The 23885-nt window shown below is 70.7% G+C and carries 15 protein-coding genes and 1 tRNA gene; 15 read left to right on the forward strand and 1 reads right to left on the reverse strand.

The window, feature by feature from the left end:
* Positions 1 to 29 precede the first annotated feature (29 nt).
* The 3 genes from KPF22_RS08735 to cutA all read left to right on the forward strand — a co-directional run bounded on the left by KPF22_RS08735 (position 30) and on the right by cutA (position 3671).
* Positions 30 to 103: transfer RNA gene (locus KPF22_RS08735), tRNA-Gly, on the forward strand.
* A 91-nt stretch (positions 104 to 194) separates the two neighbouring features.
* Positions 195 to 1727, forward strand: a complete 1533-nt coding sequence (locus tag KPF22_RS08740) for a tyrosine-type recombinase/integrase (RefSeq protein WP_224401676.1) — start codon at positions 195 to 197, stop codon at positions 1725 to 1727.
* Positions 1728 to 3350: 1623 nt separating this feature from the next.
* Positions 3351 to 3671: a divalent-cation tolerance protein CutA gene (gene cutA / locus KPF22_RS08745; protein ID WP_224401677.1), complete on the forward strand. Its 321-nt coding sequence runs from the start codon at positions 3351 to 3353 to the stop codon at positions 3669 to 3671.
* Here cutA and KPF22_RS08750 read toward each other — a convergent pair.
* Positions 3627 to 4997 (reverse strand): hypothetical protein, encoded by a 1371-nt coding sequence (locus tag KPF22_RS08750; protein WP_224401678.1) that lies wholly within the window; start codon positions 4995 to 4997, stop codon positions 3627 to 3629. The two genes, cutA and KPF22_RS08750, sit on opposite strands and share 45 nt — an antisense overlap.
* Here KPF22_RS08750 and KPF22_RS08755 point away from each other — a divergent pair.
* The 12 genes from KPF22_RS08755 to KPF22_RS08810 all read left to right on the forward strand — a co-directional run bounded on the left by KPF22_RS08755 (position 4989) and on the right by KPF22_RS08810 (position 23819).
* Positions 4989 to 5687 (forward strand): DUF3387 domain-containing protein, encoded by a 699-nt coding sequence (locus KPF22_RS08755; protein WP_224401679.1) that lies wholly within the window; start codon positions 4989 to 4991, stop codon positions 5685 to 5687. The genes KPF22_RS08750 and KPF22_RS08755 overlap by 9 nt on opposite strands.
* Positions 5688 to 6416: 729 nt before the next feature.
* Positions 6417 to 10226: an ATP-dependent RecD-like DNA helicase gene (locus KPF22_RS08760; RefSeq protein ID WP_224401680.1), complete on the forward strand. Its 3810-nt coding sequence runs from the start codon at positions 6417 to 6419 to the stop codon at positions 10224 to 10226.
* A 351-nt stretch (positions 10227 to 10577) separates the two neighbouring features.
* Entirely contained in the window at positions 10578 to 11051 is a 474-nt protein-coding gene (locus KPF22_RS08765) for a hypothetical protein (RefSeq protein ID WP_224401681.1), read from the forward strand.
* A gap of 65 nt (positions 11052 to 11116) precedes the next feature.
* The gene (locus KPF22_RS08770; protein ID WP_224401682.1) at positions 11117 to 11365 is read left to right on the forward strand and encodes a hypothetical protein; all 249 of its coding nucleotides are present in this window, start codon (positions 11117 to 11119) and stop codon (positions 11363 to 11365) included.
* A gap of 432 nt (positions 11366 to 11797) precedes the next feature.
* Positions 11798 to 12580, forward strand: coding sequence for a nucleotide exchange factor GrpE (locus tag KPF22_RS08775; RefSeq protein WP_224401683.1), 783 nt, complete (start codon positions 11798 to 11800; stop codon positions 12578 to 12580).
* Complete coding sequence (locus KPF22_RS08780) at positions 12573 to 14246, forward strand: Hsp70 family protein (RefSeq protein WP_224401684.1); 1674 nt, start codon at positions 12573 to 12575, stop codon at positions 14244 to 14246. Before KPF22_RS08775 ends, KPF22_RS08780 begins: the two co-directional genes overlap by 8 nt.
* A gap of 2 nt (positions 14247 to 14248) precedes the next feature.
* Positions 14249 to 16900 (forward strand): hypothetical protein, encoded by a 2652-nt coding sequence (locus KPF22_RS08785; RefSeq protein WP_224401685.1) that lies wholly within the window; start codon positions 14249 to 14251, stop codon positions 16898 to 16900.
* Complete coding sequence (locus KPF22_RS08790) at positions 16900 to 18099, forward strand: zinc ribbon domain-containing protein (RefSeq protein WP_224401686.1); 1200 nt, start codon at positions 16900 to 16902, stop codon at positions 18097 to 18099. Before KPF22_RS08785 ends, KPF22_RS08790 begins: the two co-directional genes overlap by 1 nt.
* Positions 18096 to 20555, forward strand: coding sequence for a GTPase-associated protein 1-related protein (locus KPF22_RS08795; protein WP_224401687.1), 2460 nt, complete (start codon positions 18096 to 18098; stop codon positions 20553 to 20555). Before KPF22_RS08790 ends, KPF22_RS08795 begins: the two co-directional genes overlap by 4 nt.
* Positions 20552 to 22171 (forward strand): hypothetical protein, encoded by a 1620-nt coding sequence (locus KPF22_RS08800; protein ID WP_224401688.1) that lies wholly within the window; start codon positions 20552 to 20554, stop codon positions 22169 to 22171. Before KPF22_RS08795 ends, KPF22_RS08800 begins: the two co-directional genes overlap by 4 nt.
* Positions 22168 to 22323 (forward strand): hypothetical protein, encoded by a 156-nt coding sequence (locus KPF22_RS08805; protein WP_224401689.1) that lies wholly within the window; start codon positions 22168 to 22170, stop codon positions 22321 to 22323. The genes KPF22_RS08800 and KPF22_RS08805 overlap by 4 nt, the downstream gene beginning before the upstream one ends.
* A complete protein-coding gene (locus tag KPF22_RS08810) occupies positions 22320 to 23819 on the forward strand; it encodes an Hsp70 family protein (RefSeq protein WP_224401690.1) in 1500 nt (499 codons plus the stop codon). The genes KPF22_RS08805 and KPF22_RS08810 overlap by 4 nt, the downstream gene beginning before the upstream one ends.
* The last annotated feature ends 66 nt before the right edge of the window (positions 23820 to 23885 follow it).

Consider the following 23885-nt stretch of genomic DNA (forward strand, 5'->3'; position numbering starts at 1 on the left):
GGAGGTCCTGATCGACGAGATCGGGGCATGCGGGCGTAGCTCAATGGTAGAGCCCCAGTCTTCCAAACTGGCTACGCGGGTTCGATTCCCGTCGCCCGCTCCACCATCTGACCAGCGAAAACGCTGATCAGCTCTGATCTTGAGACAGACTTCGTGCATCAAACGTGGTGCGAGTCGGTCCTAGCGTTGACTGCATGGCAGGTCGACAGCCCGCGAGCACGGCTCGCGCCCGCGGCAGCATCACCACGCTTCCGAGCGGCACCATCCGCGTCCGGGTCTACGCCGGGATCGACCCGGTGTCCGGACGCCGGCACTACCTCACCGAGCTGGTCCAGCCGGGGAAGAAGGCGCAGCGCGAGGCCGAGGCCGTGCGGGCCCGGCTGCTCGCCCAGGTCGAGCAGCGCCGCAACCCGCGGACCAACGCCACGGTCGACGAGCTGGTGCGGCGCCACCTCGACCAGTTCGCCGGGGCGCCGAACACCCTGCAGATGTACCGCGGACACGTGAAGAACCACATCTCCCCGTTGCTCGGGCGGATCAACATCGGCCGCCTGGACCCCGAGATCCTGGACTCCTTCTACGCCGAGCTGCGCCGCTGCCGGATCCACTGCTCCGGGTCCGGGCTCGTCGACCATCGGACCCGCCGGGATCACGAGTGCGACGACCGGTGCGGCCCGCACCGCTGCAAGCCGCTCTCGGCGACGACGATCCGGCACATCCACTTCATCCTCTCCGGCGCCTACAAGCGCGCCGTGCGCTGGCGCTGGGTGGCGGTGAACCCGCTCGCCCAGGCCGAGCCGCCGCCGGCCCCGAAGTCGAACCCGCGGCCGCCGAGCGCCGAGCAGGCCGCGCAGCTCCTCAACAAGGCGTGGGACGACCCGGACTGGGGCGCCCTGATCTGGACGGCGATGACGACCGGCGCCCGCCGGGGCGAGCTGTGCGCCGTCCGCTGGACGTGGCTCAACTTCGAGGAGGGCCGCGAGACGCTCTGGTTGCAGAGCGGGATCCGCAAGAGCGACGACGGCTGGGCCGAGGGCGACCTCAAGACCCACCAGCAGCGCCGGATCGCGCTCGACGCCGAGACGGTCGCGGTGCTCACGGATCTGCGCGCCCGGGCGGTGAACCGCGCCGGGATGCTCGGGATCGAGCTGGCGCCGGACGCGTTCGTGTTCAGCACCGCGGCCGACGGCGCCACGTTCCCGACGCCGGACAGCGTGACCCAGCGCTACGACCGGATGGCGAAGAAGCTCGGGATCGTGACGACGTTCCACAAGCTGCGGCACTACTCGGCGACGGAGCTGATCGTGGGCGGGGTCGACCCGCGGACGGTCGCGGGGCGGCTCGGACACGGGGACGGCGGGACCACGACGCTGAAGACCTACACAGCGTGGGTGTCGGAAGCGGACCAGCGGGCGGCGGCCGGGCTGGGGGCGCGGATGCCGGAGCGGCCCACGCGGGTTGATGAGGGGCGTCGTGCTGTTCGGGTGTCGGAGTATCCGTACGAGCAGCTGGCCGACGCGATCATCGCGAAGGTCGGGGCGGGCGAACTTGCGGTAGGCGATCTGCTCCCATCAGCGGTGCAGATCGCCAGAGAGGCAGGCGTCTCGTTGTCTACGGCACGTCGGACTATCCGGCTCCTCAGGGATCGCGGCACGGTGGTCTCCGTTGGAGGCCGCCCGGTGCTCACCGCGGCGGCGCTAAACTGCTGTGCTGACCGCAGACGTTGATCGAGCTAGAGGTGGCGGATATTTCAGGACCCCGTCGACGGGCCGCCGACGAACGTATACTGGATGGTGACACTTCGCGGCCAGTAGGATGCACTCGGGCTCCCAAAGAATCAGCGATTCGCTAGCGAGCCCCGTCGGGCTTCGGCACACCTCCTTGGGTTGCGCGGATTGCAGACTTGATGAGAGTGACGATGTATAGCCTCGATCGGGAATGCGAAGCGGACTCATTTCGACCGACGGGCGCTCGAACAGAATCGTGTTGCTGGGGGAGCGTCTTGTTCGACACCGGAGAAGGCGCGCCGAGCTGCATTCTTGCTTAGCCGGCCGTCCAGTCTGGGGGCGAGTCCATGGGTGTTCGGATTGACGGTGAGCGTCTAGTTGCATGTAGAAGAGTTGTGTAAACTCCACCGAGCCGCAGGCCACGGCCCGGCATCGCCCTGGGGCCCGCGCACCGCACACCCGGAGCGAGGTATCGCCGATTCACACCTCGGGCGGACGTTATCCGAGAAGACGAACCCCGGGTGACGTTGCGTAGCGTTGCTGTTGATCCAGACTTGGAGGCTTGCCGTTTCCGCCGCCGACAGACGGTGCTCGCAGATCAACCTCGATGCGGTAGTAGTTCTCACCCTGTCGGAGGCTCGATCGGAGCACGTCGGTCTTTAGCCAGCCGGTCATCGGTAAAGGACCGAAGGTGCTTCGTGCTACTTCGCGGTACGTACAAGAGTTGCACTCGGCTACCGACAAAATTTGCACGCCTCCTCCGCATAGTCCGGCGGTGTTTATTCGTGCATTCGCTCGCACTTCGCCGTCAATTAGGAGGGGCCCGGCGAACTCGATCCCGGCGCGGGAAGGAAGAAAAGCGCCGCAGTCCGAGTAGTCGATACCTGGATCATTCTTCTTTCCTGGGGTGTAAAGATCCTCTGCGCGGTCGTCTCGATCTCCTGCTGTTTGTGTCGGCCGAGCGCCTGCGAGAAAAATCCTGCTGCTGCCCTGACTTGTTCCGCATCGATCTCTAAGTTCTATCTGGATTGTGCTACCTCCTCCGTCTGATGCTAGATACCGAGTAAGGTCTGGTATTTCGTTCACACTAAGCGGCGCCAGCGGTCCGTTGCTGCACTAATTGCTAAAGTCGTGATGCCATGAATGACTGCTTCCTGACTTTAGGTTGGTAATCCTGATCGTAATCTCATCGTCCACTATAAAAGGGGCGGTTGAATTGGCATCGCCGGTGAGCGTGAGACTCTCCGGCTTCATTGGAATGTAGTACGTCTTACTGAGGAAAATGTGTCCGGTAACGCTGGGGCGCGAAAATTCGCCTGTTATACGTGTGAGAGGGACATCGCCGTCGGCCGAGGATGGTGGGTCGGCCCAGGCGGTGGAGCTTGTGCTGCCGAGGGCGAGAGTAGTGGCCAGTGCTGCCAATAGGATCGATCGTACGCGTCTCCAGCTCCGTCGCTGGCCAGTTGCTCTCGAGTTGCTCATCGTTGAGGATGTCTCCGCGTCTAGAAGGGGGTGTCTCGAACAGACTCGCGGATGACTGCAGCAACGTTACTGGTCAAACTTGGGCTCCCCGTGCTGCCCTCTCGTTCAGGGTCGTGTACATCGTCGCCCTAAGCTGTACGGATGGGCAACATTCTCTCTGTTTCCACGGCGGCACCGAGTCGTGACGCTGCGATCAGGATGGCCAGACTGGCGATCTCGGTTGGGCTCGCTGCTGGTGGGCAAATCAGCGGCCCGGTCGCCTCCGTCTTCTGGCATGCCGGTGAGTTCGGCGAGAGTGAGGAGTGGGTGGTCTCGTTCAAGACCACCGCCGCCCGCTACGACGAGCTGGAGGCGCACCTCATCGAGCACCACGAGTGGCAGAACCCCGAGGTTACGGCGGTGCCGATCGCGCGGGCGTCAGCGGCGTACGTCGAGTGGGTGGAGCGCGTCACCGCGAAGTAGCTCCCGCACGGCGGGGACGTCGCCGTGGTGCTGCCCGAGCCGCCCGGCGACCTCGGCGAGCCGCTGGCGCGGTCGCACCGAGGCGACGTTCCCCATCACCCGCAGGCTGGCCGTGATCGTCTCGGCGGCCTGTTCGACCTCTCCGGCGTCGGCGTAGCTCTGCGCCAGCCACGAGGAGTAGAGCGCCTTGTCACGGGCGTGCGCGTCGCTGTAGCGGCCGAGCGCGCTCTCCAGGACGGGGACGGCGCGCAGCGGCCGGCGGAGTTCGGACCAGCAGCGGCCGGTCATGATGGCCAGCTCGTCAGCGTCGATCCACGCGGCGTAGTCCGGGGTGCGAGCCCCCGCGACGGCGTGGGCATCCTCGGCGAGGCCGAGGCAGCGGGCGGTGGTGTCGGCGTCGCCGTCGAGGGCGAAGGTCCAGGCGGCTCGGGAGTAGAGCAGGGCGCGGACGCCGGGGTCGACGCCGTCCTGGCCGGCGGCCTGGACCGACTTCTCCGAGATCGTCCGTGCGGGCTTGCCGAGCGCGATGAGCTGGTAGGCGTAGAAGGCGAGGGCGTTCCCGGCCAGGCCGGGGTCGCCGGACTCGAGGGCGGCGGCGTGGCTGCGGCGGAAGTGCTCGCGGGCCAGGTCGTGCCATCCGGCGTCGAACGCGGCCCATCCGGCCTGCTGCGACTGCTCGGCGTGCACGGACAGGAGGGCGCGCTGCACGACGTCGCGGGCGGTGCCGCCCTGGAGGATGCGCGCGGAGAGTTCGGCCTCGGCGTTGTACAGGCGATAGGTGTCGGCGCCGCCGAGGGTGTCGTCGAGGCGCCGCAGGCTGGTGAGCCGGTCCGACAGGTCGGTGGCGACGTCGATCGTCGCGGCGTTCGAGTCGGTGTCGCCGAGCACGCTCCCGAGGAGGCCGGAGAGCGCGAGCGAGCCGCTGGCTCGCAGGAAGTCACGTTGCGGCACTGAACTGTCACCGTCCCAGGCGTCGGAGTCCCGATCGGACGGCGTCGACGCTACGGAGACGGGCTCGGCAGGAGCAGGGCATCCACCCGGCATATCCGCGACCGGCCTGGTGACGGCGGGCACGCGCCGGGCCGACTGGACGGGGGCGCCGAGCTGGTCGAGCAGTCGTCGGTACACGGCCTGGGGCCGCTGCACGGAGCCGGTCTCCCAGCGGCCGACGAGCCGGACGTCGAGCTTGGTGCCGCGCTCCTCGTTCGTCGTGAACGCCAACCGCACCACGTGGTCCACGAGGTCCTGCTGCGACCAGCGCTGCACCTCGTCACGCCAGCGCCGGAGCTGATGACCCCAGGGCTCGTCGCTTCTGTCGTGATCCACGCCGACGGCCACCCCCGATCGCTCGCAGAGCTCAGTCTGCTCGCCGCCTTGCTCACGGCGAGCACGGAGACCGGCGAGGTCATCGACATCTATGAGGCCGCCGGAATGCCGAAGCCGGAGCTGAGCGACCTGACCCCGGCATACATCAAGAAGGTTCAGGACGCGTCGAACCCGCAGCTCGCGATCGAAGCGCTCCGCAAGCTCGTGCTCACTGAGTCCGGCCGCGCGACCCGCAGCAACGTCATCCGGGAGCGGGCGTTCTCTGAGCGCGTACGGAAGTTGATGAATCAGTACACGAACCAGCAGCTCACTTCTGCACAGGTCATCGCCGAGCTGGTCGAGCTGGCGAAGGAGGTGCGCGAGGAGAAGGAGCGCGGCGCGACCTTCGACCCCCCGCTGGACGACGACCAGCTTGCGTTCTACGACGCCGTCGCCGACAACGAGTCCGCGCGCTTGGAGCAAAGTGACGATGTCCTCGCCCAGATCGCCCGCGACCTCGTCGGGATCATGCAGCGAGACGTGCGGACGGACTGGACCGTGCGCGACGATGTCCGGGCCAAGCTGCGGTCTTCGGTGAAACGCCTACTCGTGAAGCACAAGTATCCACCGGACCAACAACCTGATGCGATCGTGCTCGTGCTCGAACAGATGGAACGGCTCGCTCCGCGGTTCGTCGATGATGCGGCATAGGACGCGATCTCGGTCGTGAGCGTAGAGATTGAGTTCTCCATGAGCGCGTTACTGTAGGAATCGCCTACCGAGCCCATGAGTGCGAGAAATCCGTGACCTCTGAGTTGCTGCCTGAATCGCGCAGATATGAACTCGAGCCGCGGTCGGAGTGTCGGAGTATTGTTCGCTGGCGATGTTGCCGGTCCAAGCCGCCTACTCGAGCGCGCCGAGGATGAGGTCGGTGTCGCAGCGGTCCGAGCAGCCTCACCCGACGATGCGGCTGGAGAAGACGTCGCGGACCGCGGCAACCCAGAGCACGCCCTCCTCCCTCCGGATCTCGTTGACCCGGCGCAGTTCGGTCTTCTCCTTGCGCAGCTGGCGCAGTTCCTCGGGCTCGGCGGTCGTCGGGCGGTCGTGGCGCTCGCCTCGGTCGGCCTCGGCCTATTCAGCTTTGCAGGGCTTCGTGGTGCACGCCCAGCTGTTCGGCCAGCCGCCGCATCGCCGGCTTGGTGTGGACCTCCCGATATAGGCGGACGGCGCGCTCATGCAGCTCGTCGGGGTACTTCTCAGTGCCACCACGGAGACTCTTTACACGACCCTTTGGCCATGATCTTCGCTCTCCGAGCGAGCGGGGAAGCTCAATGTGCACATGAACCACTAGCACCACGGCTCCCGCTGCACCTGGGGCGGCGCGAGGCCCGAGTAGACCCGGTTGTTGGCGCTGTCGGTCCTAGGTGGTAGGTCATTCGTATGAGTGGCGTGCACCATCTGTCGATGCGTGTCCCGTGGCGGGACCGGCCGTGGGACCAGTTCGTGTGTGACGATCCGCTGGGCAACTCGTCCTGCACGTTGCTGGCCAACGTTGGACCGCGTCGGGAGGACGCGTTCGAGGTCGAGCACGCCGGCGCCGCGATCGACACGCTGGATCAGGACCGCCTGCCGTGCCTGAGCGAGCGTGCGACGTTCATGTCGCCGGTTGGGTACACCGTCACGAAGACCCACCCGTACGCGCGGAACCGCGCCTTGCAGAACCATCTGCACCCGACCGACGTCACCATGCCGGGCTACGCGTTCGAGGCGGTTCCGTTCCGCTGGCTGAATCGGTCCCTGCTCACCAACGAGGTGGGCCTCGGGAGGATCGCCGGGTACGACGGCGCGGCCGAGGCCGCGGTGGACGAAGTCGTCGGTTTCGACGGTGTCGCCTGGGTCATGGATGGGGGCAACCAGCGGGCCGTCCTGTCCTCGTTCTTTGAGTCGGTCGTCCCGCAGGACTCCCTAGTCTTCGTGTACCTCAAGCATTCGCCACTGCAGGAGCAGCGGACGGACCGGCTGCTGGTTGGCGCGGCCCGGGTCTCGGGGGTTACCGCGCCGCCGATGTGGAACCAATCCGGTGCCCCGCCGTTCTCCTCGTCGATGTGGGAGACGGTGGTGGAACACAGCCTCCGGCCGGCGATGGACGACGGGATCCTGCTCCCTTACCAGCAGCTGATCCCCCTACTGGATAACGGGATCGCCGTCGACGGGGCGCTGGCTTGGGCGCCCGAGGGTCGGCAGGTCGAGTTCTCCTACGTCACCGAGCACGTCTCGGACGACGCCGCGATCGAGTCATTGGCTTCGCTGGAGCGTGCGGCGTACGGCATACGCGAACTCGGTGTGGAGGTGCCGGACCGTGCGCTGGATTGGGTGGCCGAGCAGACGCGGCGGCTTTGGTTGGCTCGCGGCCCGGTGCCGGGGCTCTCAGCGGTACTCGGCTACCTGGGTGTCGCCGAGCCGCTCGCGGCGACCAGGGCGGTCCGCGGCTGCACGACGTCCGACCCGAGTGGAAGAGACCCATGGCCGCTGCTCGACGCCGTTCTCGATGATCCGTCAGTGATGCCTGAGGCACTCGCCTCGCACCTGGTGAAGCCGGTTCGCCGGATCTGGTCGAAGCTCCAGGCCGAGCATCGCTCGGTGCTTCGCTTGCTCTCCGGATTCGACCTGTCTGTCGAGACGGTACGGCTGCTGATGAGCGACCAGACCGACGTCCCTCTGCCGCCGGAGGACCTGCTCGTCAACCCCTATCTCGCGAACACGTGCACGCACGGCATGGCCGAGCGTGTCCCGTTCGCGACAGTGGACCGGGCGCTCTACCCGCCCTCTTACGTTCCGTGGTCTCCGGTGGTTCCGGCCGAGGTCTCGCTGGACGGCCCGCTGGACCGGCGTCGGATCGAGGCACTGCTCGCCGAGGTGATCGAGCGCAAGGGAGCCCAGGGAGACACAGTCGTACCGGTCCTGGAAGCGATTGACGCGGCCAACGAGACGAGCCTCGGCCAACCCGCGACGCTCACCCTGCAGGTCTTGATCGGTCTGGGGCTCGATCATGAGGCGGTCCTCGACCTGCCGGACTGGTCGCCGCTCTACAGCATCGAGCTGGGCGGCGACGCGCACGCCTTCAAGCTGACACGGTTTGAGGAGACCACCCGCGCTGTCCGGGAGCCATTGGAGCAGCAGCGGGGACACGCGGCGCTCGGGGCGCTCCCGGACGCGCGGGAGATCCTCGACGCGACGTTCGACGGCGACGAGGATGTGCGGGCACCGACGGCGGGCACGGATTCGGAGCTGGAGGAGCGGGCACGGCAGGAGAAGGCCGAAGGGCTGTCGTCGTTGTACTGCTCTCCACTGTCGGTACTGATCGGGCCGGCAGGGACGGGGAAGACGAAACTGCTGAAGGCGCTCGTAGAGGTCCCGGGAGTGGCCGACGGCGGCCTGCTACTACTGGCGCCGACCGGCAAGGCGAAGGTCCAGCTGGGGTCGAAGATCGGACGGGAGGCGCGGACGCTCGCGTCTTTCCTCACGCCCTCCGGCCGGTACGATGGCGCTACCGGGCGGTATCGGGTGCTCGGCGACACCGCGCCTCGGCAGGGTTTTGGGCTGGTGGTGATCGACGAGGCGTCGATGCTCACCGAGGAGATGCTCGCAGCCACGCTTGATGCCCTAGCGGGGGTCCGCCGCCTCATCCTGGTCGGGGACCCTCGCCAGCTTCCTCCGATCGGGCCAGGCCGGCCGTTCGTCGATCTGGTGGCCGAGCTGTGCCCGGAGAGTTTCGACGGCTGGACCCGGGTAGCCCCGGGTTACGTCGAGCTGCAGGTCCCGCGCCGCCAGTTGCCGGACGGCAGCGTGGATGGGCCGCGGCACGATCTCGAACTCGCAGCGTGGTTCGGCAACGGTGGCCTCGGTGCCGCGGATGACGCCATCTGGGGTGACCTCGTAGAGGATCCCGATCGACCGACGCTGCGCTACGAGCCATGGGGCGATCGGAGCGCCACCGCGGTGCTCGCCGACGTGATGAGCCAGGAGCTGCCGTTGGACGCCCACCCCGACCCGGAACGGGCGTTCGCCCTCACCTACGGGGGAACCGAGAACGGCCAGTATCTCAACTGGGAACCCGGCGCGGCCCAGGATGTCGAGAGCTGGCAGATCCTCTCGCCGACCCGCTCGCGCGTCTACGGAACTGTCGAGCTGAACCGACACGTCAAGCGCACCTACCGAACAAGCGACACAGAGTTCGCCCAAAAGTGGCGGAAGTACAACATCGCCTCGCCGGTCGGGCCGGAGCAGATCGTCCGGGGCGACAAGGTCATGCAGACCGTCAACAAGCGGATGAAGGCGTGGCCGTCGAGGGAGCAGGGCTATGTTGCCAACGGCGAGATCGGGGTCGGGATCGGACGCCTCACGGCCGCACAGAAGCGCCCGAAGCGATCCCTGTGGTTGAACGTCGAGTTCTCCTCGCAGCCCGGGGCCCAGTACGGCTACCGGCCGACGTCCCGCGAGGACCCGCCGCTGGAACTGGCGTGGGCAGTCACCGTGCACAAGTCGCAGGGCTCGGAGTTCGGGACGACGTTCGTTGTGCTCCCGGCACGCGCGAACGTCTCCCGTGAGCTGATGTACACGGCGCTGACCCGGCAGCGGGAGCGCGTCGTGATCCTTCACGAGGGCACGCTCGCGGACCTACGAGACCTCGCGGCCCCGTGGCGCTCCGAGACGGCCCGACGCCTCACCGACCTGTTTGCCACGCCAGATCCAGTCTCGATCAAGCTGCGTGGTCAGGCCCGACGCTACGACCGCAAGCTGCTACACGTTGCGGCGAACGGAGTCCCCATGGCGTCGAAGAACGAGGTGATCATCGCTGGCTTACTGGACCAGCTCGCACCGGGACGATGGGAGTACGAGCGGCCCCTGAGCGGATCCGACGGACGGGAAGTCCTACCCGACTTCACGATCACGACCCTATCCGGTCAGACCGTGTATTGGGAACACGCGGGAATGCTGGACCATCCCGACTACGCTCGGAAGTGGGAGCTCAAGAAGGTCTGGTATGCCGAGAACGGCATCCGTCCGCATTCTGAGGGTGGCGGGCCAAACGGTGTGCTCATGTGGACAGACGATCTTGAGGGTGCCAACGCCCAAGCGTGGCAAGCGCACGCGGCCGAGGTCCTCGGCGTCGATCAGCCGACCGACGGCACGACCGCCGGAGGCGCGAGCGGACGGCGCACCCGCACGAAGCTGGTGCCACGTCGCTGAGCCGGGTTGTGAATGCGTCCTGCGATCCATCCGGGGAACGCTCGGCTCAAAGCCGCACGGCCAAGACCTCTTATGGAACGCCTGCGGCGTGGCCTGCCGGCCCGGTGGCTTAGCACGGCCGGTCTCACGTTCAAGGGCGCTCCGGCTTGCGCTACGCGTCGCCTTCGGCGACCGGCCCTTGAGCGTGAGTCTCGTCGGCCGTGCGGGGACGCCTTGCGGCGGCGGGGAACAAGCGCCCCGCCACCCCAAGGGGTACCCGGGCCGACAGGCCCGACGTCGATCGGAGGCCAGCATGGCGAGCAGCCGGAACTACGTCACCACCAGCACGACGACCACTGTCGCCGAGAGGACGTGACGCGCGGGTTCTCCTCGCTCGGGTCGATCGCGGTCCGCGTCGCCGGGCTCGTCCCGACGCGGGTCGACCTGCGATTCGCCGGTACACCTCAGCAACAGCTCGAGATGTCGCTGGGGACGATCCTGGTCTACATGTCTACGCACCTGACCGCGTTGACGATCGCCGGGAAGTGGGCAGCGGCGGCGCCGCTGGCGCGTGGGCTATCGCACGTACTCCCCGTCGCGCGACGTCTGTCGATGGTGACCGGGCCGTGGTTGTTGTCGGCGATGGTGCGGTTCGCCGGAACCCCGGCGGTGACGACCGAGGTGATGACCGCACAGCCCGGCCGGGACCTGCCGCCGATGCTGCGTGTCCATGCCGGTCCGGTGCCGTGGGAGTTGGCCGACGCGGTCGCATACTCGTCGATGCTCCACGCGTGGCGGATCGCCGCCGATCTGCTCGCCGTCCGAGGCCCCGAGCGCGGTGCATGATCGACATGTGGACAACTCGCCCCGGCGGCTGGCGCGGCCGGGGCGCTGCGCGTCACGCTCGGCTCATGCGATGGCGAGTGGGCGTACTGAGGTCGGGTGCCGAGAACGTCAACTGGACTGACGCGGGGGAAGGCGTCGGCTGGCAGGACGCGCGGGACGAGGCGGTGGAGGCGCTGTACCGGCGCGCGGAGCTAGAAGGGGCGCAGGAGTTCCGGCTGCTCGTGGGGGAGCAGGAGGCGTACTGCTGGCCGGGCGTGACCGAGGCTGGCGAGCTGGACCTGTCCAACGTCCGCGGCATCATGTCGAGCCGCTAGGCGTCAGTCTTATCGAGCGTTCGCGTGCATCAATTGTGGTGCGAACTGCCGCCAAACCCCGGAGATCCAGACGACCCTCGACTTCGACACTCCGGCCACAGAACTGTTGCGCCCGACTTCGTTACGACGCCGGAAATTCAGGTCGGGGCGCCAGGGGGTGCGGCCACCAACATCGAGCCCGCGGTGGGTCTGATCAACCACCAGGATCCGGTCCCTACCGCACTGCGGCCTTCTCGGGCTCCAAAGAGGCCCTTGCGGCGATCGGATGCATGTCGGTGACCCATTCCTCGCGATGCGGCGGACGCCTGTCCTCCTGTCCGTCAAGGCCGAAGGGTAACGCCAGTTTCGGGTCGACCGAGGTTGGTGACGATGCCTCCGTTCGGAACTCTCACCTCTGGTCGATCCGGCCATCGCCCTCTCGGAGAATGAAGCATGCCCGAGCACCGCTCGTCCGATCATCACCCCGACACTTCGCCGGATGATCGGGATGATGACAGCCACGACCTTCCAGGGCGTCCCAACGACGGTCCCGACCTGGTGGTCCGCGGCGTCGCGCCAGTAGCGTCGGAGGCCGCCCCACCCCTGGCTGGAGAGCCAGCCGACAGGACCACACAGGATCCTGTCGCCGATCTTATAGAGAGGATCGAGACCACGCTCGCCGGGACCGCCCGTGCTTTGCAGGACGGCGCAGAGCGCGCCGCCGCCCGCGAACGGGTGATCGACCGCCAGCATGCTGAGATCGAGCGGCTCAAGGCAGTCGAGCGGATCGGCGTGATGCGGCCGGTGATCGTCGAGCTCGGGCGGCTGCGCAACGACCTCCGCCGCCAGGCCCGCTCGTTGCGCCCGGACACGACCGTCGAGCGGTTCGCGAGCCTCCTGGAGTCCTTCGCGGACAGTGTCGCCGACACGCTCGAGGGGTGCGGCGCCGAGCCGCTAGTCGTCGAGCCGGGGTCGCCGTTCGTCGCGCAGCGCCACCGGGTCGCCTCCGTTTTGCCGACAGCCGACCCCAGCCTCGACGCCACTGTGGCCGACGTCGTCGCGGACGGCTACGCCGAGACCGACAGCGGCAAGGTCGTCGCCCCGGCCCGGGTCGTGCTACACCGGCTGACCGAGCCCGCCGCCGAGGGCGCGACGCCGGCGGAGACGCGGACCGGGATCGGTACCCCTCTCGACACCCCCTCCACCGCCACCAGCGAGGTGCCCCCCCATGACTGACGCCACCAGCGGGACCGGCCGGGTCTTCGGCATCGACCTCGGTACCACCTACTCGGCCATCGCCTACATCGACGAGACCGGCCGCCCCACGGTGTGCCGCAACGACAACAGCGCGGAGATCACGCCGTCGGTCGTGCACTTCGAGACGCCGGACAACGTGGTGGTCGGTGAGACGGCCAAGCAGTCGGCGTTCATCGACGCGGACAACGTCGTCAAGCTGATCAAGCGCCGGATGGGCGACGAGATCGAGCTCGAGTTCCACGGGAAGGCCTACACCCCGGAGTCGATCTCGGCGCTGATCCTCAAGCGACTGGCCGCGGACGCGGCGGCGCACACCCAGGGCCCCGTCGAGCAGGCCGTGATCACGGTCCCGGCCTACTTCGGGGTCCGGCAGAAGGAGGCAACCCAGAAGGCGGGACTGATCGCTGGGCTGGACGTCGTCGGCGTGCTGCCCGAGCCGGTGGCCGCGGCCGTGCACTATGACCTCACCAGCGGCGGCGCCGACAAGACGGTACTGGTCTACGACCTCGGCGGCGGCACGTTCGACACCACGGTGATCGAAGTACGCGGCAAGGAGATCACCGTCGTGTGCACGGACGGCGCCACGAACCTGGGCGGGGCGAACTGGGATGAGCGGCTCTCCGAGCACGTCCTGGCGCGCTTCGTGGAGACGGCCCGGCCCGAGGAGCCGCCGCAGGACGACGACGAGTTCCTGCAGGAGGTCGCGATCAAGGTCGAGGACCTGAAGAAGCAGCTCTCGCTGCAGGAGTCGCGGTCGGTGCAGCTGCGCTTCGCCGGCGCCGCGGCCAAGATCGACGTGACCCGCGCCGAGTTCGAGTCGATGACCGCGGACCTGCTCGACCGCTCGGCGGAGATCGTCAAGCGGACCCTGGCCGCGCTGGAGGAGAAGGCTCCCGGTACCCGGATCGACGAGGTGCTGCTGGTTGGCGGGTCGACGAAGATGCCGATGGTCGCCGATCGGCTGACCCGTGAGTTCGGCTGGACCCCGAAGCTGCACGACCCGGACCTGGCGGTGGCCAAGGGCGCGGCGCTGTGGGGCCTGTCCCGCGTGGTGTACCGGCAGCAGCAGGAGGCCCAGCAGAACGCGGACACCCCGGAGCAGGCCGAGGAGCAGGCGGCGGAGGTCGTGCGCCGCGCCGCCCGCGACTTCGGCATGTCCGAGGCCGCGATGACCCGGCTGACCGACAAGCAGACCACGTCGGTCCTGCCCAAGGCGTTCGGCATCAAGCTGCAGGACAATGACGACGCCACCCGCGACTACGTCTTCCACCTCGCCCACGCCAACGACGAGCTGCCGGTCGTCGACCGCCACCTCCCGGCACAGACCACGCACTCGGCCCAGACCCAGGTGCAGATCGAGCTCTACGAGCAGGCCGGCGCGGTCGCCGACGAGGAGCTCGCGGCGAACAACCGGGTGCTCAACGTCGACGGCACGGGCCTGATCAGGGGCATCCCGCCCCAGCCCCCGGGGCAGACCGCCAAGGTCGACATCCTGCTGTCCGTCGACGTCGACGGCCTGCTGAAGGTCACGGCCACCGAGCGCGGCACCGGCCAGAACTGCGTGATCGAGGTGAACGTCGGTCTGACCGCCGCCGAGGTGAGCGACGCGATCGACGCCGTCTCGAAGATCTCGGTGTCGAGCTGACCGTGACCGCGTTCGACCCGAGGGCCTACGAGGACGCCGTCCTCAAGCCGCTGCGCCGCAGCATGCCGCACCTGCCCGACGACCTGCCGGGCCGGTACGCGGTCGAGTCCGGCATGGACGACGCGGCCGTGAAGGCGCGGGTGGACAGCGTCGTGCGGCTGTGGAACAAGCACGCGCTCAAGACGGGCAGCCCGATCGGCATGGTCGCGCAGCTGCTGCTGCGCGAGCACGAGAAGCACGTCTCCGCGGGGGACGCGCTGACCACGGCCGCGTTCTGGCGGTCGCACGCCGCGCAGCGCGAGGCGCGCCTGGGCGGTGCCGTCGCCGAGGTGGCCGAGCAGCTCGACGACATGTACGCCCCGCTGGGCGTGCTCACCGCCGGGCAGCTGCGGGCGGTCGCGGCCGGGCACACCGCCCTGACCGAGGCCGACGTGGAGCGGGCCCGTGACACGGCGGGCCTGCGGGTGGTGGAGCCGGTCGAGCTGCCGACGTCCGGGGTGATGCGGGGCCGGCCCGAGACGCTCGCGAACGCGTTGGCCCGGGCCGGTGTGGGCAGCGTCGCCCAGCTGCTGGTGCCGGACCTGACGTCGTTCGAGATCGTCGCCGGCCTGACCGTGGCCGGCCGCCCGCTCGCCGGCGGGGCCGTCACCGGCCGCGCGCTGGAGTTGGAGAAGCGGCCGGACAGCCCGGAGGTCCGGGCACAGAAGGAGGCCGTGGGCCTGCTCGCCACCGAGACGAAGGCCGGCTCGGACCTCACCCGGATCGCGCTGGTCCTGCTGCTCGCCCCGGTCCGGACCAAACGTGCGGAGGGTGCGCCGCCGCGGGTGCTGTTCGCGATGCTCACCGCCGCACGGCTCGGGAAGGACGACGCGGCGCTGCTCGCGGTCAGCGTGTTCGCGGAGTCCGGCTCTCCGGTGCGGGACCCGGCGGGCGTCGTGCACGAGCTCCTGGCCGAGGGCAGGCTGGTCGCCGCCGAACAGGCGGCCGCGGCGCTGGCCGGCGACGACGGGGAGCAGGCCCGCGCGGCCGCGCGCCGGCAGCGCAGCTCGGTGGAGGACCTGCGAGAGCGGGCCCGGCAGGCGTTGCGCAGCGGCCGTGAAGACGAGGCGGGGTCACTGCTGGGGCAGGCACTCGGCCTGGCCGTGGACCTGCCCGGGCTGGCGGAGGAGGCCGGCGCGGTCCCGGCCGCGCCGGTACTGGCGGTCTCGGCGGCGGCGGCCGGCACTGGCGTGCGGATCTCGTGGCGCCCGGCGCCGGGCCACCGGCCGGACACCGAGTTCGCGGCGGTCCGTGGCACCGGGCGTGCCCCCGCGGACCCAGGCGACGGCGTCGCGCTGCCCGGTACCGGGGCCGGACCGGTCACCGACACCGCGCCGCCGGTCGGGCGCCCCCTGCACTACGCCGTGTTCGCCCGCACGCCCGGCGGACGGTGGTCGCGGCCGTGCACGGCCGAGGCCTGGGTCGTCCCGCCAGTCGGGGACCTGCGGGTCGAGGGCGGGAACGGCGTCGTCACCGGGAGGTGGACCCTGCACCCCGACGCGATCGGGGTCGATGTGCGCCGCACCGAGGTCTCGGCGTCGGGCGGGAGGGGCGATCCGGTCCCGGTGGAGCGGGACCGCGGGTTCCGGGACACCGGTGCCGTGGACGGCGTCCGGTACCGCTACTCGGTCGTCGCCTGCTACCGGGCGACGGACGGCACGGTGCTGCGCTCGGAGCCGGTCGCGACGAACGGGGCCACCCGCCTGGCGGCGAAGCCGGTCCCCACGATGCAGGCGAACTCGGTCACCGGGGACGGGCTCGCGCTGCGGCTGTCCTGGCAGACCCGGCCGGGCAGCGACGTCGTCGTGCGCCGTGCCGACGTCCCCTGCCCGTGGGAGTACGGCGCCACGGTCCCGCTGGACCGGTTGAGCGGCTGGGGCCGCGAGCTCGGGGGCGACCTCACCGAACGCGGCCGCTCCACCGTGCTGACCGCCCCCGTGCCGCCGGGGCGGTCCTACTGCGTGGCGTTCACGGTCGGGACCGGCGAGGCCGTCCGGGGCGCGGAGCAGGTCGTCGACCTCACCGACCCGGTACGCCGGGTGCAGGCCCAGCGCTTCGGCGACGACGTGCAGGTCACCTGGCTGTGGCCGGACGCCGTCGCCGAGGCCGAGGTGCTCTGGCCGGGCGGCCGGCGACGGATCACCGTCACCCAGTACCGCAACGAGGGCGGCTGCCTGCTGCGTGGCGTGCCGGACGTCCGGCGGGTCGAGGTGGGGGCGCTCGTGCTCGGCGGAATCGGGGACGAGACCCGTGCCCCGGCCGTCTCGGTGGAGGTCGACGACCGCCCGCCCCGGCTCGGCTACCGGCTGCACCGCAGCGGAAACCGGATGTTCGGCGGGCTGCGGTGCACGGTCACCTTCGATGCCGACGTACCGGTCCCCGGCGTCGAGGTCGTGCTCGTCGGCGCCAGCGGGCGGGTCATGCCGCGCGACGCCGACGCCGGCGTCGAGATCCTGCGCCGACAGGTCGCGGTCACACCGGGCGTCCCGCTGACGCTGCCGGAGGTCACCCTGCCGCCGGTCCTGCGCAAGCCGTTCTGGCTGCGCTGCTTCCTCGTCGATCCCGGGACGGCGCTGCTCGTCGACCCACCCGTCAGCCAGATGAAGGTGTCGTGATGGCCACCGTTGCCTGCCCGTACTGCTACCACCGGATCGACCAGTCGCGGCTGGCGTACCTGTGCCGCGGTCGCAGCGCCCCGGGTGTCCGGAAGCGCTGCGAGAAGAAGGTCGACGAGGACCGCGCCCGGCTGACCAACATCAGCGTCCCGATGCTGCCGGTCTTCACCGTCGAGGCCCGCCCGCTGCTCGGCAGCCCGGCCCAGGCGGACTGTCCGACGTGCCAGGGGTCGACCGGGATCCGGGCCTGCCCGACCTGCCACACGCCGCTGCCGTCGACGTTCGTCGACAGCCGCAGCCCGATGATCGGGATCGTCGGCGGCAAGGGCGCCGGCAAGACCGTGTACACCGCCGTGCTGCACCACCAGCTGCGGACCACGGTGCGACGGCGCTTCGACGCCGGCATCCGGCTGGTCGGTGACCAGCAGGGCGGGGTGGGCTCCTCCCGGCAGTGGCTGGAGCTCAACGAGGAGACGCTGTTCGACGACGGCAAGCTGTTCGAGACGACGGCCAGCGCGGAGGCCGGGATGCGGGCCCCGGTGGTGATCGAGTGGCGGCAGCCGCGACGCCGGCTCGGCCGGACGACGCTGGACACCACCATGCTGTCGTTCTACGACGCCGCCGGCGAGGACCAGACCAGCCAGGACGCGGTCCACACCCAGACCTACCTCGGTGTCGCGGACGGGCTGGTGCTGCTGCTCGACCCGTGGCAGCTGCCCGGCGCCCGCTCCCGGATCTCCGTACCGGAGGAGAACAAGCGTGACGCCGCCCCGCCGCACGAGGTGCTCGGCATGATCACCGAGATGCTGCGGACCACGCACCGGGTGAAGTCCCGCAAGAAGATCCCGACGCCGCTGGCCGTGGTCTTCGCGAAGATGGACGAGTTCTTCCCGGTGCTCGGCGCGGACCACCCGCTGCTGAGCGCCCCGCCGGAGCGGCCGGGTTACCACGAGCCGGCCGGGCAGGACACCCACGAGCAGGTCCGGGCCCTGCTCTACGAGTACGGCGCCGACGAGATCGACGACCTGCTGGAGCTGAACTACAGCTCCTTCCGGTACTTCGCGGTCTCCGCGCTCGGTGCCCCGCCGGACTACGAGGCGAAGGCGGTCGACCAGGGCGGGGTGCGCCCGTTCCGGGTGGAGGAGCCGCTCCTGTGGCTGCTCAGCAGGTTCAACGTGATCGACCGGGTGACGGAATGACCGCCGGGTTCGGATCCCTCTACTACACCGACTGCGTCCCCGGGCAGGGGTTGCAGGGCGGCGCCGGCTTCCAGTTCCAGGCCGCTACCCCCGGCGTCGCGAGCGAGGCGATGACCGCGGTCCAGCGCGGTGCGCTCTACGAACCGCCGACGGCATGGATGCGCGAGCAGCGGCCGGTGGGCGACTACCCGCGCTCGCTGGCCCACGTCTCGAACGGCGAGCTGTACGCCACCGCGGCCGGCCGCTACCTCGGCCGCGAGGCCAACGGCAGCCGGGAGGGCAACCAGTTCACACACGCCGTGGTCACCCGGCACGAGCAGGACTACGGGGCGCACCGGCCGGCCCAGCTCTGGGGTGCGTCCTGGTGGGTCGCGGAACCCGCGCCCGGTACCGACGCTCCCGGGCTGCCGGCGCTCCCGGCGCCCGGACCGCTGGACACTGAGACGGTCCAGCAGCGGCTGCGCGCGGCGGACGGCGGGGGCGGGACGCTCGTCGCGTTGCTGTCCGCGCTGCACCACCTCGCCGACCCTGAGCGCCGGCGCTCGGTCGTGCTGGTGACCGAGGACCCGGAGCGGGCCGCCTGCTGGCTGGCCGGGGCGACGCTGCTGCTCCCGCGCCGGGCCGCGCTCGCGATCGGGTTCAAGATCTTCGTGGCGGACCCGCAGCGCGGGCAGCACGACGTGATCGGCCTGCACCCGGAGTGGGCGGGTCGCTGGCGCAGTGTCGACCGCGGCAGCGGACTGGCCGTGTTCGACCTCGACACGATGCGCCACACCGAGATCGAGGAGACCGAGGCGGCCCGGTTCTGGGCTCCCCGCTTCCTCGACGACGACGCCTTCGACATCGTGGACGCGGTCGAGTTGGCCGGGCAGTTCACCGACGGCGCACCGGCCGCGGGCCCTAGCGACCGGTTGGTCGCGCTCGTCGCCGCAGCGGGCCGCCCGCTGCAGGGTCCGGCGGAGGTCGAGGCGGCGGCGACCTGGCTGCGCACGTCGGCCGCGTCGGCGACCGAGCTGGTCCGTGACACCGTGCTGGAGGCGGTCCTCGAGACCTGCCCGGACGCGGGAGTGCTGCGGACGCTGGTGGCCGCGTCGTCGTCGAAGGACTGGGGGGCGACGGCCGAGCGGCTGCGGGCCGGGCTGCTCACCCGCGAGGTCGCGGAGGTGGCGGCCGCGTCGACCGGGCTCGCCGCGCTCGCCGCGATCCGCGGGCTCGAACCGCTCGGCGCCAGCGGGCGCACCCCGCGGCCGGGGGTGACCGAGATCGAGCACGCGGTGCGCCGGCTCGACGTCGACCGGATCCCGGCGCTGTGCGCGCTGGCCGACCGGCACCGCCTCGAGCTGTCGGCCGGCTGGGCCGACGGGGCGACGCTGGACCGGGCCGCGCGCTGGTGGGTCACCCGCCCGGAGCCCGAGTTCGCGCACGGCGGCTGGCCGGCGCCCGCGGAGCTGCTCGACCAGGTCCGGGACGTGCTGCGGTCCGGTCTGGCCGGTCCCGACCCGGCCGGCCGGGAGCGGGCGCACGCCGCGATCCACCGCGCGTGGGGTCGCGTGCTCTGGCATCCCGGCGCCGACCTGGCCGACCCGCTGGACCGGGCGCTGGCCGGGTACGCGTTCGGCCGGGCCACCGGTGCCCAGCGGTGGGCGGTGCTGGACCAGGTGCTCGACGCGGTGGCCGCCGACGGCGGCCCGGACCCCGCGGCGCGGGCATGGTCGGTCCTGTTCGCCCGGACCCCGGCGTCCGGCGATGTGCGGGTCGTCCTCGACGGGCTGTACCGGCGCCGGCTCGCGCCGTCCGCGGTCGTCGTCGGCGCGGCGCACGAGGTCGTCGAACGGGCCGCGGAGCCCGGCCCGGACGAGCTGCAGATCGTCGATCTGCTGATCGAGATGGAGGTGCCGCTGCACGGTCTGGCCGGCCGGATCGAGGACCAGCGCCGCGACGTCTGGCGGATCGAGCGCGACCTCACGGCGCGGAAACTGCGCCTGAGGCTCCCGGCCATGGCCGGGGTGCTGGAGACGACCCCGCTGGCGATCCTGCGGGCGCACGCCGGGTCGCTGGCCGAGGCGCTCGAGGCCGCGACGACCACGCACGCGTTCGGGCTCGTCGGGGGATGCCGGCGCGAGACGCTCGGCCCGGTGTACAAGGCGCTGGAGTCACGACTGCCCCGGCCGGGCAGCACGCCGACCGACGCCCAGTGCCGCACGGCGGCGTTCGTGTTCCTGCTCACCGGTGGGGACGCACGCTCGACGCAGCAGGCCGCCGACTTCCGCATCCTGCGCGGACACCTCGCTGACGCCGTGCGCGGCCTCCCGGCCGGGGAGCTGGCCAGGATCGAACGCGCACATGAGACCCGGCTGGGCAAGCCCTGGTCGGAGTGGGTGCGTGAGCAGCAGTCCGGGAAGCTGCGGCGCCTCGCCCGCCGCCTCGCCGGCAAGTCCTCGTCACGGGAGGGATGACCGTGCCGTACGTACTCGGTTTCGTCGCCGTCGCCGTCGCCGTCGCCATCTACGTCTGGCTGTGTGTCCAGGCGTTCGTCTACGTCGTCGCGCCGATGTTGCCGTGGGTGACCCTGTTCGGCGTGGTGGCCGGCACGCTCCTGGTCGTCGTCGTGCTGGCGGCCGGTCTGCTGGGCGCGACCGTCGCGGCCGCGCCGACCGTGACCCCGGCCCACGCACGCACGCGCCTGCCGCGGGTGTCCTCCCCACGCGGGCGGGACGGGGCCTGGGCGCATTACCTGTTCGCGCAGGCCCCGGACGACCTGCGGGCGACGACGGCGTACACCGGGCAGGTCGTGGCCGCCATCTGGGCGTGGGCGGTCGCGCCGATCGCCGCGACGCCGATGTTGCTCGTCGCCGGTCCGCTGCTGCTGGTCCCCGCAGCGGCGCTGATCTCGGGGACGGTGGCGGTACTGGTCACCGCCCTCGTCGTCTACGGGGTGGTGGTCCTCGCGCTCGGCGTGACCTGGCTGCTCTGGCTGACCGTCGCCGGTGCGCTGCGCGCCGTCGACGCCGGGGTACGCAGCCTGCGCCGGGCCAAGGCGACCTGCCACCGGTCGGGCTGCAACCACCGGGGCACCCTGCCCGGCTACCGGTGCGGCTGCTCCGTGGTCCACTTCGACATCCGGGCCGGCCGCCAGGGACTGTTCAGCCGTCGGTGCGAGTGCGGGCGGCGACTGCCGACGACGGTGCTGCAGGCCGCGGCCGGCCTGACACCGGTCTGTCAGAGCTGCGAGCGTGACCTGCAGACCGGGTCGGCGGTGATGACCGACGTCGCGCTGCCGGTGTTCGGCCCGGCCTCGGCGGGCAAGACCCGTCTGGTGCGGGCTGGGATCGTGGCCCTCGGCCGGCACCTGGCTGCTACCGGCGGCACGATGCGCTCCGCGGGCGAGGACAGCGACGCCGTGCTGCGCGAGTCCGAGGAGATCATGCGGACCGGAGCCCGTACCGCCAAGACCGACGCCGGCGCCCCGCCCGCCGCGGTCAGCGTGCGGCTGACCGCCGGCCGGCGCCAGGCGCTGCTGCACCTCTACGACGCGGCCGGTGAGTTCTACTACGACCGGGAGCAGAGCAGCACACTGCGGTTCCTCGACGACGTCGAGGGGCTCGTGTTCGTCGTCGATCCGTTCTCGGTCCGGTCGGTGGCCGGTGCGTTGCGCGGCTCGCTCGCCGAGCGTCTCAGCGCCGCGGATCCGGCGCGCCAGGACCCGGCGGACGCATACCGGGTGACGGCGCTGTGGATGCGTGACGCGGGTACCGCGCTGACCCGGCTCCCGCTCGCCGTCGCCGTGGTGAAGGCCGACCTGCTCCTCGGCCTTCCCCCGGCGGCCGGCCTGGATGCCGACAGCGACTCGGCGGCCGTGCGCTCCTGGTTGCAGGACCAGCAGATGGAGGACCTCGTGGACGAGATGGAACGCGACTTCGGTTCGGTCAGCTACCACCTGGTGTCCTCGCGCGACCCCGGCGTCGACGCGCGCGGTCTGGCAGGCCCGCTCTCGGCGGCGCGGCCGCTGCTGACCCTGCTCGCGCGTTCCGGGCTGACCGTCCCTACGCCGGAGCCGGCGGTGACTCCGTGAGCCGGCCGCCGTCGGTCCCCGTGCCGACGCACTACACGGCGTTCCGGCTCTCGCTGCTTCTGCTCGTGCTCGCCCTGCTCGCGGTGCTCGTGTGGTGGGTGCTGGACCCGATTGTGATGGCAGAGGTCTACGACTTCCTGGGGCTCCCGTGATCCTCGGCATCGACTTGGGGACGACCTACAGCGCGGTCGCTGCCCCGGACGCCACCGGGCGGGCGCGGGTACTGCCCAACCGGCTCGGCGAGCTGACCACACCATCCGTGGTGTCGTTCCCGGGCCCGGGGGAGGCGCTGGTCGGGGGGATGGCCAAAGAACGGGCCGCACACGACCCGGACCACACCGTCGCGCTTTTCAAGCGGCGGATGGGCACCGAATTCCCGCTGGAGTTCCACGGCGAGAGGCACACCCCCGAGTCGGTGTCGGCTGTGCTGCTGCGGGCACTGGTCGACGACGCCCGGGCCGCGCTCGGCGCTGACCTGGACGAGCCGGTCCGCGCCGTGGTGACCGTCCCCGCATACTTCGGCATCCGGGAGAAGGAGGCCACCCAGCAGGCCGCGCGGATGGCCGGAATCGAGGTCCTCGACCTGGTTCCGGAGCCGGTGGCCGCGGCGCTGCATTACGGCGTCGCGGACACCACGGACCGGACCGCGCTGGTCTACGACCTCGGCGGCGGCACCTTCGACTGCACCGTGCTGCGGATCTCCGGCGGAACGGTCACGGTGCTGGCCACCGACGGCGAGAGTCACCTCGGCGGCGCCGAGATCGACGACCGGCTCGGCGACGTCCTGCTGGACCGGCTGGCCGCCGGGCTGCCCGCCGACGTCGACGCGGACGATCTGCGTGACGACCCGGCCCTGCGTGAGGAGGTGCTCGGGCTGGCCGAGGTCGCCAAGCGGACGCTGTCTGGCCGGCAGCGCCACCGGGTGACCCTGCGGTATCAGGGGCACACCGTGCGGACCGAGGTGGACCGGGAGTTGCTGGCCGCCGAGGCCCAGGACCTGGTGGACCGCACCATGGCGATCGTTGAGCGGCTGCTCGTCCGGGCAAGGGGAGCCGGGCTGGACGAGATCGTGCTGGTCGGGGGCTCCAGCCGGCTCCCGGCCGTGTCCGCGGCGCTGTCGGCTCGGTTCGGTCGGACACCGCTGCTCTCCGACCCGGAGCTGGCCGTCGCCCTCGGGGCCGCGGTGCGGGCGGGCGACTCGCAGACCGTCCCGGTGCTGCCCCGTGGCCTTGGGATCCTGTTGCGCGACAGCTACGACCCGGCCGGGCTGCGGGAGTTCGTCGAGCCCGTGCTCGAGGCCGGCACAGCCTTCGGGGTCAGCCGCACGCTGCCGTTCGCCACCGTCGTCGATCGCCAGTCGGCGGTGCGGATCCAGGTCTACGAGCAGGCCGGGGCCGTAGCGTCGGAGGAGGTCGCCCACAACCGCCGGGTGCTCGACGGCGAGTTCACCGGCCTGGCCGACCTGCCGGCCGGATCGCGGGTCGACGTCACACTCGCCATCGGGACCGACGGCCGGTTGTCGGTCTCGGCGACCGACGTCCTGCAACGTCGGGAGCTGGTCCTGCAGGCCTACGTCGACGGCGTCGTGGACGACGCCGACGCCTCGCGGCTGTCGGCGACAGCCGCCTCGCTGGTGATCCGGCAGTGAGTGGGCTCGCGTCTTGGGCTCGCCGCGACTTCGGATCGGCCGGGCTCACTCAGTACCCCCCCGGTC

The organism is Pseudonocardia sp. ICBG1034, from assembly GCF_020131375.1.
Classification (GTDB): domain Bacteria; phylum Actinomycetota; class Actinomycetes; order Mycobacteriales; family Pseudonocardiaceae; genus Pseudonocardia; species Pseudonocardia alni.